This is a genomic window from Marinobacterium halophilum (genome assembly GCF_003014615.1).
GTDB classification, from domain to species: domain Bacteria; phylum Pseudomonadota; class Gammaproteobacteria; order Pseudomonadales; family Balneatricaceae; genus Marinobacterium; species Marinobacterium halophilum.
This window is the reverse complement of the sequence record NZ_PYGI01000004.1, coordinates 20,662-35,242: the sequence shown is the minus strand read 5'-3', so window position 1 is coordinate 35,242 and position 14,581 is coordinate 20,662. Positions and strand designations below refer to the sequence as shown.

General features: G+C 56.2%; 11 protein-coding genes. 9 read left to right on the top strand and 2 right to left on the bottom strand.

The window, feature by feature from the left end:
- The first annotated feature begins 15 nt into the window (after positions 1–15).
- From rpsA to CLV44_RS03705, 6 genes are all read left to right on the top strand, one after another.
- Positions 16–1,698: a 30S ribosomal protein S1 gene (rpsA, locus tag CLV44_RS03730; RefSeq protein WP_106590768.1), complete on the top strand. Its 1,683-nt coding sequence runs from the start codon at positions 16–18 to the stop codon at positions 1,696–1,698.
- A 67-nt stretch (positions 1,699–1,765) separates the two neighbouring features.
- Positions 1,766–2,062: an integration host factor subunit beta gene (gene ihfB, locus CLV44_RS03725; RefSeq protein WP_106590767.1), complete on the top strand. Its 297-nt coding sequence runs from the start codon at positions 1,766–1,768 to the stop codon at positions 2,060–2,062.
- A gap of 44 nt (positions 2,063–2,106) precedes the next feature.
- Complete coding sequence (locus CLV44_RS03720) at positions 2,107–2,412, top strand: LapA family protein (protein WP_106590766.1); 306 nt, start codon at positions 2,107–2,109, stop codon at positions 2,410–2,412.
- Position 2,413: 1 nt separating this feature from the next.
- A complete protein-coding gene (gene lapB / locus CLV44_RS03715; RefSeq protein WP_106590765.1) occupies positions 2,414–3,601 on the top strand; it encodes a lipopolysaccharide assembly protein LapB in 1,188 nt (395 codons plus the stop codon).
- Between the two features lie 12 nt (positions 3,602–3,613).
- Entirely contained in the window at positions 3,614–4,342 is a 729-nt protein-coding gene (gene pyrF, locus CLV44_RS03710; RefSeq protein WP_211298075.1) for an orotidine-5'-phosphate decarboxylase, read from the top strand.
- 112 nt (positions 4,343–4,454) lie between these two features.
- On the top strand, positions 4,455–4,739 hold the full coding sequence (locus CLV44_RS03705; RefSeq protein ID WP_106590764.1) for a ComEA family DNA-binding protein: 285 nt from the start codon (positions 4,455–4,457) through the stop codon (positions 4,737–4,739).
- Between the two features lie 48 nt (positions 4,740–4,787).
- Here CLV44_RS03705 and CLV44_RS03700 read toward each other — a convergent pair whose 3' ends face one another.
- Positions 4,788–5,690, bottom strand: coding sequence for an AEC family transporter (locus CLV44_RS03700; RefSeq protein ID WP_106590763.1), 903 nt, complete (start codon positions 5,688–5,690; stop codon positions 4,788–4,790).
- A 147-nt stretch (positions 5,691–5,837) separates the two neighbouring features.
- On the bottom strand, positions 5,838–8,684 hold the full coding sequence (locus CLV44_RS03695; protein ID WP_106590762.1) for an FAD-binding and (Fe-S)-binding domain-containing protein: 2,847 nt from the start codon (positions 8,682–8,684) through the stop codon (positions 5,838–5,840).
- 177 nt (positions 8,685–8,861) lie between these two features.
- On the opposite strand from CLV44_RS03695, the gene pdhR reads away from it, so the two are divergent.
- The 3 genes from pdhR (at position 8,862) to aceF (ending at position 14,519) form a co-directional block, all read left to right on the top strand.
- Positions 8,862–9,632 (top strand): pyruvate dehydrogenase complex transcriptional repressor PdhR, encoded by a 771-nt coding sequence (pdhR, locus tag CLV44_RS03690; RefSeq protein ID WP_106590761.1) that lies wholly within the window; start codon positions 8,862–8,864, stop codon positions 9,630–9,632.
- A 219-nt stretch (positions 9,633–9,851) separates the two neighbouring features.
- On the top strand, positions 9,852–12,500 hold the full coding sequence (gene aceE / locus CLV44_RS03685; protein WP_106590760.1) for a pyruvate dehydrogenase (acetyl-transferring), homodimeric type: 2,649 nt from the start codon (positions 9,852–9,854) through the stop codon (positions 12,498–12,500).
- 48 nt (positions 12,501–12,548) lie between these two features.
- Entirely contained in the window at positions 12,549–14,519 is a 1,971-nt protein-coding gene (gene aceF, locus CLV44_RS03680) for a pyruvate dehydrogenase complex dihydrolipoyllysine-residue acetyltransferase (protein ID WP_106590759.1), read from the top strand.
- Positions 14,520–14,581: the final 62 nt, after the last annotated feature.

The window sequence follows — 14,581 nt, the reverse complement described above, 5'->3', positions numbered from 1 at the left end:
TGGGAAGGAACGGTAATGAGCGAAAGTTTTGCTGAGCTGTTTGAAGAGAGTCTGAAAGAGCTGAATATGGCGCCCGGATCGATTGTGACGGGAACCGTAGTAGCGATCGATAATGACTTTGTGACCGTTAATGCGGGACTCAAGTCCGAGGGTGTCATTCCTCTGGAGCAGTTCCGTGATGACAAGGGTCAATGTGATCTTCAGGTCGGTGACGAAGTGCGTGTTGCACTGGAGTCACTGGAAGATGGCTTCGGCTCAACCGTTCTCTCCCGAGAGCGCGCCAAACGCATTGAAGCGTGGGCGGTGCTGGAAGATGCCTATGCCGAGGGGACCAGCGTACATGGTCATATCATAGGTCGCGTGCGCGGCGGTCTGACGGTCGAAGTCAACGGCCTGCAGGCCTTCCTGCCCGGTTCTTTGGTTGATGTTCGTCCGTTGCGCGATACCTCGCACCTGGATGGGCAGGAGCTGGAACTGCGTATCGTCAAACTGGACGCCCGCAGTAATAACCTGGTGGTGTCACGACGTGCTGTGCTTGAGGAAGCCTACAGCATCGAGCGCGACAAACTGCTGGAGAAGATGGAAGAAGGTTTGGTGGTCAAGGGGATCGTCAAGAACCTGACCGACTACGGTGCATTTATCGACTTGGGTGGTATCGACGGTCTATTGCATATCACTGATATCGCCTGGAAACGGGTCAAACACCCCAGTGAAGTACTCAATGTCGGTGATGAAGTCGACGTTAAGGTGCTCAAATATGATGCCGAGCGCAAGCGGGTATCTCTGGGCCTCAAACAGCTGCAGGAAGATCCCTGGAACAAGTTGGCTGCCGAATATAGCGCGGGCAGTCGGGTGACTGCACGTGTCACCAATCTGACCGACTACGGCTGCTTTGCCGAGATTGCTCCCGGCATTGAAGGGCTGGTGCATGTGTCGGAAATGGATTGGACCAACAAGAACGTTCATCCGTCAAAATTGGTGCAGGTGGGTGATGAAATCGAGGTCATGATTCTCGACATCGACCAGCAGCGCCGCCGTATCTCGCTGGGCATGAAACAGTGCAAACCCAATCCGTGGGAGCAGTTTGCCAGTCAACATGCCAAGGGCGATGTGCTTAAGGGACGGGTGCGCTCGATTACCGATTTTGGTGTCTTCATCGGTCTGGATAGTGGTGTAGACGGGCTGGTACATCTGTCCGACCTGTCATGGGATCTGCCTGGCGAAGAGGCGATGAAAACCTATAGCAAGGGTGATGAAGTCGAAGCGCTGGTACTGTCTATTGATCCTGAGCGTGAGCGCATTGCCCTGGGCATCAAGCAGCTTAACTCGGATCCCTTTACCCAGTCTGCCGAGCAGTATCCCAAGGGCACTATCGTGCGCGCGGTGGTACAGGATGTAACCCCGCGTCAGGCGACATTGACTCTGGTCGACGGTATCGAAGCCATACTCAAAGTGTCTGAGTTGTCCGCAGCACATGTTGATGATCTTACCCATGAGCTCAAGGCGGGTGAGGAGATTGAAGCGGCCGTGCTTAGTGTTGATCGCCGCAACCGTGTACTCAACCTGTCCGTGCGCCAGATGGAACGTGCACAGACGCAACAGGCGATGAAGGCAGTACAGGAGCAGGCGGCACCTGAGCAGGGACCGACGACCATCGGTGACCTGATCAAGCAGCAGATGAAAAAACAGGACTCCTGAATATATGTCGCTCTAGTCTGAGGCCCTGCACGTGAGTGCAGGGCATTCGGTCTGAACCGGAGGTGTTATGACCAAATCAGAGTTAATCGAGCGTTTGATTGATGCCCACCCCGAGCTGTCGGTCAAAGATGTGGAGTTGGCGGTTAAAACCATGCTTGATCATATGACCGACGCACTTTCGACCGGTGAACGCATTGAGATTCGCGGTTTCGGTAGCTTCTCGCTACACTATCGCGCGCCGCGAATGGGGCGGAACCCCAAGACCGGAGAAGCTGTTCCCCTGACGGCCAAGTATGTTCCTCACTTCAAGCCGGGTAAGGAACTGCGTGACCAAGTGAACGAAGGGCTTAAAGCCGGCTATTGAATTCGCTGTCATAATAGTGCCGGTCAACTGCAGAGGATTAACGCGTGAACTGGCTGAAAAAATTGATTTTTACACTGCTGGCGCTGATGGTAATCGGCATAGGCATACTGTTTACTATTCACAATACCGAACCGGTCACCATTGATCTGGTGTTTCTAACCTTGCCGGAAGCCAGCCTGTCGTTGTGGCTGATTGCGGTTTTTGTGTTGGGCGGCATCTGTGGCATGTTGCTCAGCAGTATGACGCTGCTGGCACTGAAAGCGCGCCTCAGAAATGCTCGTCGTCAAGAGCAGAGCTCTCGTAAAGAGTTGGATAAATTGCGCACCGCTGGCCTCAAAGACACCCTCTGAAATGTTCTCTGATTACCTGCTGATCATTCCGCTGTTTGTTGCGGTAGGAGCCGGGTGGTGGTTGGGGCGCTTTCAGTTGCTGCAGAAGCAGTCGCTTGAGTCGTCCCGCAATGACCTCAGTACAGAATATTTTATTGGACTTGATCATCTGATCAACGAGAACACGGATGAGGCGATTGAAAGCTTCATTCGTGCGCTTGAGATCAATTCGGATACGATTCCGGCGCATTTGGCTCTGGCCAAACTGTTGCGACGCAAGGGCGATGTTGATCGCGCGGTGGGGATTCACCAGAAGCTACTGGCTCGGCCGGACCTGCCACCGGCGGTTTACCTGCGTATTCAGATGGCGTTGGCGCGTGATTACGATGCGCTGGGACTGTTGGACCGGGCTGAAAATCTGCTCAGGGAGATCATCCAGCATGCAACGGATGTCGAGTATCGACGTCAGGCGCTGACGCTGTTGATCAAGTTATACGAGAAAGAGCGGGAATGGCAGTATGCACTGGACAGTGCGAGCCAGTTGCTGTCGATTGATCTGGTCGATATCCAGCACGAGCTGGCACATTACTGTTGTGAACTGGCGTTGGTGACTCAGAAGGCTGGTGATCTGTCGGCTGCGGAGCGGCACCTGCGTCAGGCACTGGTGTATGACAAGAACTGCTGTCGTGCCAGTTTGATTCGGGCGCAGATGCAGATGGCGCAGTCGCGCTGGCGTGCGGCGATCAAGAGCTTGAAGCAGGTTGCGCAGCAGAATGCGCTGTTTGTATCGGAAACCATCGCGCCGTTGAGCGAGTGTTACCGTGCCTTGAAAGGGGAAGCTGACTTCGAAGCCTATCTGCGTCACTGCCTTGGCCGGGTTCCCTCTACGACAGTAATTATCGCGTATGCCGAGATTATACGGCAGCAGCAGGATGTTTATGCTGCCGGCAAGTTTCTTACGGAAGAGTTGAAGAAGCGTCCCTCGGTCAAGGGGTTCAACCGCTTGATTGATATGCACATCGAGTACGGCTCCAGCAGTACCCGGCAAAGTCTCAGTGTCTTGCGTGGCCTGACCGGCCAGCTGGAGCAGAGTAAACCCATCTACCAGTGTAACCATTGCGGGTTTGCTGGGCGGCTATTGCATTGGCAATGTCCATCCTGCAAGCAATGGGGCACGACAGGCCCGATACAGGGCCTGGAAGGCGAGTAAGAGACCTCCAACATGACCATCATCGATACCAACAGAATCATTGTTGCCCTTGATTACCCTGATCAGGCATCTGCCGTGCAGATGGCGCGTCAACTGGACCCGGCCTTGTGTCGGGTGAAAGTGGGCAAGGAACTATTCACCCGCTGTGGCCCGTCTGTGGTGGAAGCGCTGCATGCTCTCGGCTTCGACGTATTCCTCGATCTCAAGTTTCATGATATCCCTAACACCACGGCGCGGGCGGTTCGAGCAGCTGCGGAAATGGGTGTGTGGATGGTAAACGTGCATGCCTCGGGTGGTCGCCGGATGATGGAAGCGGCCCGGGAACAGCTGGAGCAGGTGGCCGATAACAGGACCCTGCTGATTGCGGTGACTGTGCTGACCAGCATGGAGCGCAGTGATCTGGCCGAAATTGGTCTGGACATCGACCCACTTGAACAGGTGGTCCGGCTGGCCCGGTTGACGCAGTCTGCGGGGCTGGATGGCGTGGTCTGCTCGGCACAGGAGGTGGCTGCCATTCGTGCGGCGATTGAGCAGCCGTTTGCACTGGTAACACCGGGTATCCGTCCGGCGGACGCCGAGCAGGGCGACCAGCGCAGAATCATGACGCCGTCACAGGCTATCCATACCGGCAGTGATTACCTGGTGATCGGCCGCCCGATTACCCAGGCGAGCACGCCTGCCGATGTCGCCGCGTGCATACAGAATGATGTGGCAGCAGCACTGAATGCACGTCAGGCCTGATTGAGGTCAACAAAACGGCAGCTTGGGCTTCTGCTTGAAGTATGAGCTGTCTACCATGGCTGCGTCGGTCAAGGATGGCCGGCACTTACCTTATCATCGAAAGGAAGCGACCATGATAAAGCGCCTTCTGAGCAGTGTGCTGCTCTCGACCACGCTGTTGTTTTCCCCCTTCTCATTAGCGGCTGAACCGGTGGATATCAATACCGCCAGTGCTGCTCAAATCGCAATGTCCCTCAACGGTATCGGCCCGGCCAAGGCAGAAGCCATCGTTGCCTATCGTGAAGCCAATGGCCCCTTTGTGGCTGTCGAGCAGATCACGGATGTGAAAGGGATTGGTGCCACGACCCTAGACAAGAATCGGGAGCTGATTCTGTTGCAGCCGACGGCAGCAGAGTAAACCGAGAAACCGGACGGGATATGACACCGTCCGGTGTTTAATGTCCGTTCAGCCTGCCTGGAGTGCAAACGCCAAGGCGATGGGAATCACCAGCAAGCTACCGATATTACCCAGCAGCACAATCGACGCCACTTGCTGAGGCTCTTGATTGTAGCGTTCTGCCATCATGTAGTTCAGTACCGCCGGCGGCAATGCGCCGAATATCAGTAAGTAACTGAATTGCAAGGGTTCAAGCTGTAGTATCGGCTGTAAGGCCAGTGCAACCAGGACGCCGCTGGCGGGTGCCAGCACACTTCCCCATGCCCCTATTTTCCAATGTGTGAAATCGACACTGGTCATGCGTACTCCCAGTGCGAACAACATCAGTGGTATGGCAATCTGTCCCAGCATGTCGATCGGTACCTGCACGGCTGCGGGCAAGGTCCAATCAAAGCTGCTGAACAGCAATCCGGCGATAGTGGCAATAATCATCGGCATGCGCAGCACATTGAACGGGTTGGTGCGGTGGTCGAGCATATAAATGCCAACGGTAAAATGCAGCAGGTTCTCGACCAGAAACAGAATCACGGCTGCCGGCAGTGCCTGTTCGCCGAAGGCGAGCACCAGCAGAGGAATGCCGAGGTTGCCACTGTTGTTGAACATCATCGGTGGCAGAAATGTCTTGATCTGTACGCCCAGCAAACGGCACAGCGGCCATAGCAGCAGGCCGGAGCCCAGTACCACGAGCAATGCGCCGAATGCCAAGTTGGAATAGGCAGGCAGGTCAAAAGACTTGGCCGACATGACCGAAAAAATCAGTGCAGGGCAGAACACGTCGATATTGATGCGGTTGGCAACCGACATGTCGGTTGTTCGGGCTCGGGCATAGAAAAACCCCACGCTGACAATCACGACGAGGGGAAAAACGGTGAGAAAAATACGTTCCAGCAGTGCGAGGGAGGTACTGTCCATGAAGGTTCCTTTAGCGGGCGGAAGGCCGGTCAGCCCACCGGGTCAGCAAATGTTTGTGCTGCTACGGTGGGGGACCGCTGGCCGAACCTGTTTTCAGCTCGCAGGATAATACCATTAGTCCCCGTGTTTTCCGCCTCTGGGTCGGTATCAGTGTGCTTCCGTTTGTACCTTCGGCTGTGAACACTGTTCCAGCAGATAGACGACCGAGCGGTATTCAATCCCGCTGTGATGGCTCAAACCGATTTCACAGGTGCGACTGGTGGAGTAGCCGCCGCTGCAATGCTGGACCTGCGGTTTCAATGTGCGCAGCGCACTGGCGTTGAGTTCAGGGGTGGTAAATCCCTTGTCGCCGGCAAACCCGCAGCAGCTGATCTGATCCGGAATGACGACTTCATGGCTGCAGGCCGAAAGGATGCGCTTGAGCGCAGCGTCGAGGCCCTGGCGTTGGCTGCTGCAGGTAACGTGCAGTGCTACCGGTGTCTCGAGAGGGGTGATTTCGAGCCTTGGCAGCACAAAGCGATCAATAAATTCGATGCTGTCATAGAGCTTGAGCACAGGGTCCAGTCCTTCCTGCAGCCTTAGACTACACGGGCTGGTATCGGAATAGATCGGAATCTGTCCCTGTTCGCTGATCTGCAAGAGCCGGGCGTTGAGTTCGGTACGTTTGTGGTCGGCAGCTGTAAACAGTCCTTTGGACTGAAACGGCATGCCGCAGCAAAGGCCTTCCAGGGCGTCGGGCAGAATGACTTCAAAGCCCGCCTTTTGCAGCAGTTGTATCGTTTTGTCAGCCAGGGAAGCAGAGTCTTCGGCACCTCGCATGGGGCCCATGGTGCGGCTGGCACAGCTGGGCAGATAGACAACCTTGTCCGTATCGGGCGAAGAGGGTGCTACCGGAGAGATGGGGACTGCGGGTTTGGCGGCTGCCGTTGGCATGGCCGGTGTCCACAGCGGAATCCGGTTGCCGCTCAGGCGTCGAGTGCCCCGGGTGAGTGTTTGCATGCGATCACTGCCGATCAGGCGGTGGGCGGTATCGGCAAGAGTGAACAGTGCGCGACTGGTGCGCATGGCGCCGGCGTAGTGTGTGGCCAGCCAATCAGCCGACCTGTCGCGATTAAGATTGTGCTGATGGCGAATCTGGCGGGTCAGGTCGCCGGTATTGATGCCGACAGGGCAGCTGGTTGAGCACAGGCCACAGGCCGCACAGGTTTCATCGCCCTGATAGGCATAGTCTTTTTGCAATTGCTGCAGCCGTTGCGAATCCTCACCGCTGCGTTGCAGCTGGGAGATTTCGCGCCAGATGACGATGCGTTGGCGTGGCGTCAGAGTCAGGTCGCGCGACGGGCATACAGGTTCGCAGAAGCCGCATTCAATACAGGTATCGACCAGCGGGTCAGCTGCAGGCATGGGCTTGAGGTTGCGCAGATGGATTTTGGGGTCTGGGTTGAGAATCACGCCCGGGTTCAGAATACCCGCTGGGTCGAGCAGCGATTTGATTTCGTGCATCAACCGGTAGGCATCGCTGCCCCACTCACGTTCGACATAGGGTGCCATGTTACGTCCGGTTCCATGCTCGGCCTTCAGTGAGCCGCCGTATTTTCCGACCACCAGATCGGCAACATCGTCCATGAGTCCTTCATAGCGCTGCAATGCGGTGGCGGAGTCGAAAGACTGGGTAAACACGAAGTGCAGATTGCCCTCAAGGGCGTGACCGAAAATCAAGGCTTCGGGGTAGTCCCAGCGCTTGAACAGCTGGTGCAGGTCGGCTACGGCATCCGCCAGTTGCGCTACCGGAAACGCGACATCTTCAATGATTACGGTGGTACCGGTCTGGCGCACGGCCCCCACGGCCGGAAACAGGCCCTTACGAATGGCCCAGTAGCGGGCGCAGGTGTCTGGGTCGGTCGTAAAACTGTATGGCTGACTGGTTTCAAGATGGGCGATCGCGGCACCTATCTCGGTAATCTGCTGTTGCAGTCGGGTCGGGTCTTCGGCGCGAGTTTCGATCAGCAGAGCGGCGGCATCTTCAGGCAGGGAGCGGATAAAGTCAGGCATTCCCGGCTTTTGTTCCACCGCGCGCAAGCCGGCACGGTCCATCAGTTCAACAGCGGCAACCGGTGTGGCTTTCAATAGTGCCACGGCTTCACAGGTAGTGCGTACACGGTCGAAAAACACCAGTGCCGATGCTTTATGCGGGTGTTCGGGTACCGTGTTATAGGTAATGGAGGAGATGAAACCGAGCGTTCCTTCAGAGCCGATCATCAGGTGCTGCAGGATCTCGATCGGATCTTCAAAGTCGGTCAGGGCGTTGAGTGCGTAACCGGTGGTGTTCTTGAGTCGGTACTTGTGTTCGATTTTTTGTCTCAGTTCGGTGTTGGCGCGGGTCAGCGCCGCCAATGTACCCAAACTGTCGAGCAAGCCTCGGTGCTGTTGCTGAAACAGCCGCACCGAGACTGGGTCGCCCGTATCCAGTACCGAGCCGTTCGACAGAATCATGCGCATGGCGCGGAGTGTCCGGTAACTGTTCTGGGCGGTGCCACAGCACATGCCGCTGGCGTTATTGGCGGCAATACCGCCGATTCTGGCGGCATTGATGGAAGCGGGATCGGGGCCGATCTTGCGTTGAAAGGGTGCCAGGTAGCGGTTGGCATGCGCACCGATTACACCGGGTTGCAGGCGGATCTGACTGGCGTCCTCGTTGATTGAATAACCGGTCCAGCCATCACCCAGTTGTACCAGTACCGAGTCGGTAATGGCCTGGCCTGACAGGCTGGTGCCGGCGGCCCGGAAGGTCAGCGGCAGAGCATGCTCATTGGCCAGGCTGATCAGCCGTATCACCTCCTGCTCGTGCTCAACCCGGACCACAATCTGCGGGATCAGGCGGTAGAAGCTGGCATCAGTGCCGTAGGCGAGTGTGCGCAGCGGGTCCGTGATCAGACGTTGTTCGGGAATGAAATGTTGGAGCTGTTCCAGGAAGCGCAGGTATTGGGGATTCATTCAATCACCATAATTGGTAAGACCAATTATCCATAGTTATTTAGTGGACTGTATGGTTTGGCCCGAGCCGCTGTCAATATTTTTCAGTATGCAGGGGATAAAACCCGGTTGAATAATTGGTCAAACCAATTTAACGTCAGCCCTATTCATAGCGAACTTTCAGGTAATCATTGAAGTATGGTTTATACGCGTGTCAAGCAACCCCGGGTTTCGGATGTCATCATGCAGCAGTTGGAAACCATGATTCTGGAAGGGGCGCTTCAGCCGGGCCAGCGATTGCCGCCAGAACGTGAGTTGGCGACTCGGTTCGAAGTATCGCGGCCTTCGGTACGTGAAGCGATACAAAAGCTGGCGGCCAAGGGGCTGCTGGTCAGTCGGCAGGGCGGAGGCAGTTTTGTCACCGAAGACTTGGGGGCCGGGTTGTCCGATCCATTGCTGGAGCTGTTTAAAACACACCCGGAATCACAGTATGACCTGCTGGAGTTTCGTCATGCGCTGGAAGGCGTCAGTGCCTACTATGCAGCATTGCGCTCCACCCCTGCGGACAAGGCGACGATTCAGACCTGCTTTGAGCGCCTGCAGCAGTTCCATGAAGAGAAAGCGTTCGACAAGGAAGTGGAAGCTGATGTGGAATTTCATCTGGCGATCGCCGCAGCAACCCACAATGTTGTGTTACTGCACATGATGCGTGCGCTGTTCACACTGTTACGCCAACATATTTGGGACAATTTGCAGCAGATTTATCCGACAGGGGAGATGCGCGCTCGCATTCACGAGCAGCACCATCTGCTGTTGCAGGCCATCTTGCGTGCTGAACCTGAGGTGGCGCGCCAAGCTGCGCATGACCATCTGGCCTTTGTCGAAGAGGTATTGATGGAGCAGGGACGAGAGCGGACGCGACTGGAAAGAGCGCTAAGACGGTCTAATCTGAACCATGACACGGCATGACGAAGTGTCAAAATACTACATTTTGAAGGGGCTTTATCCCGGACGATGTCGACTCAATTGCGGGTCATAGACAAAAGTATAGTGCAAATGTAGTATTACTACATATAAAACCACAATAACCGAGACAGCCTTATGTGTTTGTGCGTGTAATCCACGCTGCGCTGGTTGATCCTGGAATATCCACGCTTACAAGTGATCGGAGAAGGCAAAGTGCGAGACATGATTGAAGATATCGATCCAATCGAAACCCAGGAATGGATGGATGCTCTCGAATCCGTCGCCAAAAACGGCGGTGATGAGCGCGCGCGTTATCTGCTGCGCGAACTCGGTGCCAAAGCGTCCGTCATGGGCGTTGATGCGGGTGTGACCGTTAACACGCCGTACGTGAATACCATTTCGCCGCGTGACGAAGTCCGTATGCCAGGTGATCTGTTCATTGAGCGTCGTATTCGTTCGTTCATTCGCTGGAATGCGATGGCGATGGTAATGCGCGCCAACGACAATGACGACGCTCTGGGCGGCCATATCTCCAGCTTTTCTTCCTCCGCCACCCTGTATGACATTGGCTTCAACTACTTTTTCCATGGCCCTGATGGCGGTCGTGAGTCCGATATGGTGTTCTTCCAGGGCCATATCTCTCCGGGCATCTATGCACGCGCCTACCTTGAAGGTCGTCTGACCGAAGAACAGCTGGACAACTTCCGTCGAGAAGTGGATGGCAACGGTCTGTCTTCCTATCCGCACCCCTGGTTGATGCCGGACTTCTGGCAGTTCCCGACCGTGTCCATGGGGCTGGGGCCGATTCAGGCGATCTATCAGGCGCACGTGATGCGTTACCTGTCTGCCCGTGACTTGGTCAAACGTGGCGATCGCAAGGTATGGGCGTTCCTGGGTGACGGCGAATGCGACGAGCCGGAAACGCTGGGTGCCATCTCTCTGGCTGGCCGTGAGCAGCTGGAAAACCTGGTGTTCGTGATCAACTGTAACCTGCAGCGTCTGGATGGACCGGTGCGCGGTAACGGCAAGATCGTGCAGGAATTGGAAGGCGTCTTTAAAGGTGCCGGCTGGAACGTGGTCAAGGTTCTGTGGGGGCGTCATTGGGATCCGCTGTTCGAGCGTGATACGACGGGCCTGCTGACCAAGCGCATGAATGAAGTTTGCGACGGCGAGTTGCAGAACTACAAGGCCAACGGCGGCGCGTATACCCGTGAGCACTTCTTCGGCAAATACCCGGAGCTGCTTGAACTGGTCAAGGACATGTCCGATGACGAGATCATGAAGCTGAACCGTGGTGGTCATGACCCGTACAAAGTGTACGCGGCCTACCATCAGGCCATGAACAACAAGGGTCAGCCGACCGTTATTCTGGCGCAGACCGTGAAGGGCTACGGTACCGGGCAGTCAGGTCAGGCCAAGAACGACACCCACTCAATGAAGAAAGTGGCGCTGGAAGACCTCAAGGCATTCCGCGACAACTTCAACATCCCGCTGTCCGACGATCAGCTGAAGGAAGTGCCGTACTACCGCCCGTCTCCGGACTCTGCGGAAATGAAGTACATGTTCGAGCGTCGCAAGCAGTTGGGTGGCTTCTACCCGGCGCGTCGTACCGAATTCGAAGCGCTGGAAATTCCGGCATTGGAGGCGTTCTCCGGTCAGCTGAAATCCAGTGGCGAGCGTACGCTGTCCACGCAGATGTCGCTTAACCGTGTGCTGAGCACGCTGGTAAAAGACAAGCAGATGGGCGAGCGTGTTGTACCGATCGTACCGGACGAAGCCCGCACCTTTGGCATGGAAGGCATGTTCCGTCAGCTGAGTATCTACTCGTCTGAAGGTCAGCGCTATGTGCCGCACGACTCCGATCAGATCATGTACTACAAAGAGTCCAAGAACGGCCAGATCCTGCAGGAGGGGATCAATGAAGCGGGTGCCATGTCGGCCTGGATTGCGGCGGCAACCTCTTATGCCAACAATGGCTGCACCATGGTGCCGTTCTACATCTTCTACTCCATGTTCGGCTTCCAGCGCATCATGGACCTGGCCTGGGCGGCCGGTGATTCCCAGGCGCGCGGTTTCCTGATTGGTGCCACATCAGGCCGGACCACGCTGAACGGCGAAGGCCTGCAGCATCAGGACGGTCATAGCCATCTGATGGCGCAGATGATTCCGAACTGCATCTCCTACGATCCGACCTATGGCTATGAGCTGGCGGTTATCGTGCAGGACGGCCTGAAGCGCATGTATCAGGACCAGGAAAACAAGTTCTACTACATCACTACCCTGAACGAAAACTACCAGCATCCGGAAATGCCGCAGGGTGCCGAAGACGGCATCATCAAGGGCATGTACCTGCTGGAAGAGGGCAAGGATGCAGAGCTCAAGGTGCAGCTGATGGGGTGTGGCTCCATTCTGCGCGAAGTGCGTGAGGCCGCCGTTATCCTGCGCGACGAGTTCGGTATCGAGTCTGATGTATGGAGTACAACCTCCATTAACGAATTGCGTCGTGAAGCTCAGGAAGTCAGCCGTTGGAACCTGCTGCACCCTGAACAGGCGGAGCGTACGTCTTACGTTGAGCAGTGCCTGGACGGTCGTGAAGGTCCGGTGATCATCTCCACCGATTACATTCGCATGTACGCCGATCAGCTGCGTGAATACATCCCGCGTCGCTACAAGGTGCTGGGTACCGACGGTTTCGGTCGCTCGGATACCCGTGGCAAGCTGCGTGAGTTCTTTGAGGTGAACCGTTACTACGTCACCGTTGCTGCGCTCAAGGCGTTGCAGGAAGAGGGCAAACTGGAAGCTTCGGTTGTCGCCAAGGCCATTCAGAAGTTCAACATCAACCCGGACAAACCGGCTCCCTGGACGCTGTAAGCGGCCGGGCGAGTGAACATCTGACTGGTTTAAGCGAGAGGATTTATTGTGACTACGACTACCATTACAGTGCCTGATATCGGCGGTAGCGAAAACGTCGACATCATTGAAGTATGTGTCAAAGTGGGCGACACCATTGCCGAGGGTGATTCCCTGATTGTGCTGGAGACCGACAAGGCTTCCATGGAGGTTCCCTCCACGCATGCGGGTGTGGTGAAAAATATCATCGTGGCCGAAGGCGGTACCTGCAACGAAGGTGATGCCATTCTGGAACTGGAAACCGAAGGCGCAGGTGATGTGGCTCCGGCTCCGGTTGAAGCAGCCCCGGCAGCGGCCGCAGCTCCGACTGCTGAACCCGCTCCGGCGGCAGCTCCTGCGGCAGCAGCAGCGACCCGGACCGAGCAGGTTTTGGTGCCGGATCTGTCCGGCGCTGCCGATGTTGATGTGATCGAAGTGCTGGTCAAGGCCGGTGACGAGATCGCGGAAGGCGACAGTCTTATCACTCTGGAGACCGACAAGGCTTCAATGGAAGTCCCTGCGCCGATGGGTGGCAAGGTCGTTTCCGTGACCATCAAGGAAGGCGATCAGATCAATGAAGGTGATCTGCTGCTGGAACTTGAAGTGGGTGGTGCGGCTGTAGAGGAAGCTCCGGTTTCAGCTGCAGCTGAAGCTGAAGCTGAAGCTGAAGCACCGACTGCAGCGCCTGCTGCAGCGCCGGCCACGCCCGGTGGTGTCGAGCCGGTTGCGGTACCGGACCTGTCCGGTGCGGCCGATGTAGACGTGATCGAAGTACTGGTCAAAGTGGGTGATGAGATCGCCGAAGGCGACAGTCTTATCACGCTGGAAACCGACAAGGCTTCCATGGAAGTACCTGCACCCAAGGGTGGCAAGGTAGTGGCGGTCAACATCAAGGAAGGTGACCGGGTCAGTGAAGGTGATGTGATCATCGAGCTTGAAGTGGCGGGTGCCCCTGCTGCTTCGGCTCCGGTGGAAACGCCAAAAGCGACTGCACCGGCTTCGACTCAGACCGCAGCGCCGTCAACGCCGGCTGCTGTATCAAGTGCGGGCAAAGCGGTTGATTTGAGTGCGTTGGAGCAAAAGAACCGTAATGTGCATGCCGGTCCTGCTGTGCGTGCGCTGGCGCGTGAGTTTGGTGTTGAGCTGGCCAGTGTTGCCGGTACTGGTCGCAATGGCCGTATCGTTAAGGAAGATGTGCAGGCGTATGTGAAGTCTGCACTCAAACAGTTGTCCGAGAAGGGGCCTGCAGCCGTGACCGGCGGTAGTGGAATTCCGGCGATTCCTGCGGTCGACTTCAGCAAGTTCGGCGAGATCGAGCTGGTTAAGCTGAGCAAGGTTGGCAAGATCACCCGCGACAACATGTCCCGCAACTGGTTGAACGTACCGCACGTGACTCAGTTCGATGATGCTGATATCACCGAGCTGGAAGCGTTCCGCAAGGACATGAAGGATGAAGCGGCAAAAGAGGGGGTCAAGCTGACGCCTCTGCCGTTCATGATCAAGGCGGCTGCGATTGCGCTCTCGCGTCATCAGAAGTTCAATGCATCGCTGCATGACGATGGCGAACATATTGTCTACAAAAAGTATGTCAATATCGGTATTGCTGTCGATACACCGCACGGCTTGATGGTGCCGGTGATCAAGGATGCCGACAAGAAGAGCATCTATGAGCTGTCGCGTGAAGCAATCGAGCTGGCAGGCAAGGCCAAGGACCGTAAGCTCAAGCCGAACGAAATGCAGGGGGCTTGTTTCACCATTTCCAGCCTTGGCGGTATTGGCGGCACCGGCTTTACGCCGATCGTGAATGCACCAGAAGTTGCGATTCTCGGCATTTCCAAGGCCGACATCAAGCCGCGCTGGAATGGCAAAGAGTTCGAGCCACGTCTGATGTTGCCGTTGTGTCTGTCCTATGACCATCGCGCCATCAATGGTGGTGATGCCGGTCGCTTCCTGACCGACCTTAATGGGCTGCTAAGCGATATTCGTCGCCTGCTGCTCTGATCGGTTGTTGATATGAAAAAGGGGTGGAGACTCAGGTCTCCACCCCTTTTTTGTGGCTGTCA

What these genes read in the sequence shown, in the direction of transcription:
- rpsA (WP_106590768.1), top strand. Translation starts at nt 16, where the DNA reads ATGAGCGAAAGTTTTGCTGAGCTGTTTGAAGAGAGTCTGAAAGAGCTG.
- ihfB (WP_106590767.1), top strand. Translation starts at nt 1,766, where the DNA reads ATGACCAAATCAGAGTTAATCGAGCGTTTGATTGATGCCCACCCCGAG.
- lapB (WP_106590765.1), top strand. Translation starts at nt 2,414, where the DNA reads ATGTTCTCTGATTACCTGCTGATCATTCCGCTGTTTGTTGCGGTAGGA.
- pyrF (WP_211298075.1), top strand. Translation starts at nt 3,614, where the DNA reads ATGACCATCATCGATACCAACAGAATCATTGTTGCCCTTGATTACCCT.
- CLV44_RS03705 (WP_106590764.1), top strand. Translation starts at nt 4,455, where the DNA reads ATGATAAAGCGCCTTCTGAGCAGTGTGCTGCTCTCGACCACGCTGTTG.
- CLV44_RS03700 (WP_106590763.1), bottom strand. Translation starts at nt 5,690, where the DNA reads ATGGACAGTACCTCCCTCGCACTGCTGGAACGTATTTTTCTCACCGTT.
- CLV44_RS03695 (WP_106590762.1), bottom strand. Translation starts at nt 8,684, where the DNA reads ATGAATCCCCAATACCTGCGCTTCCTGGAACAGCTCCAACATTTCATT.
- pdhR (WP_106590761.1), top strand. Translation starts at nt 8,862, where the DNA reads ATGGTTTATACGCGTGTCAAGCAACCCCGGGTTTCGGATGTCATCATG.
- aceE (WP_106590760.1), top strand. Translation starts at nt 9,852, where the DNA reads ATGATTGAAGATATCGATCCAATCGAAACCCAGGAATGGATGGATGCT.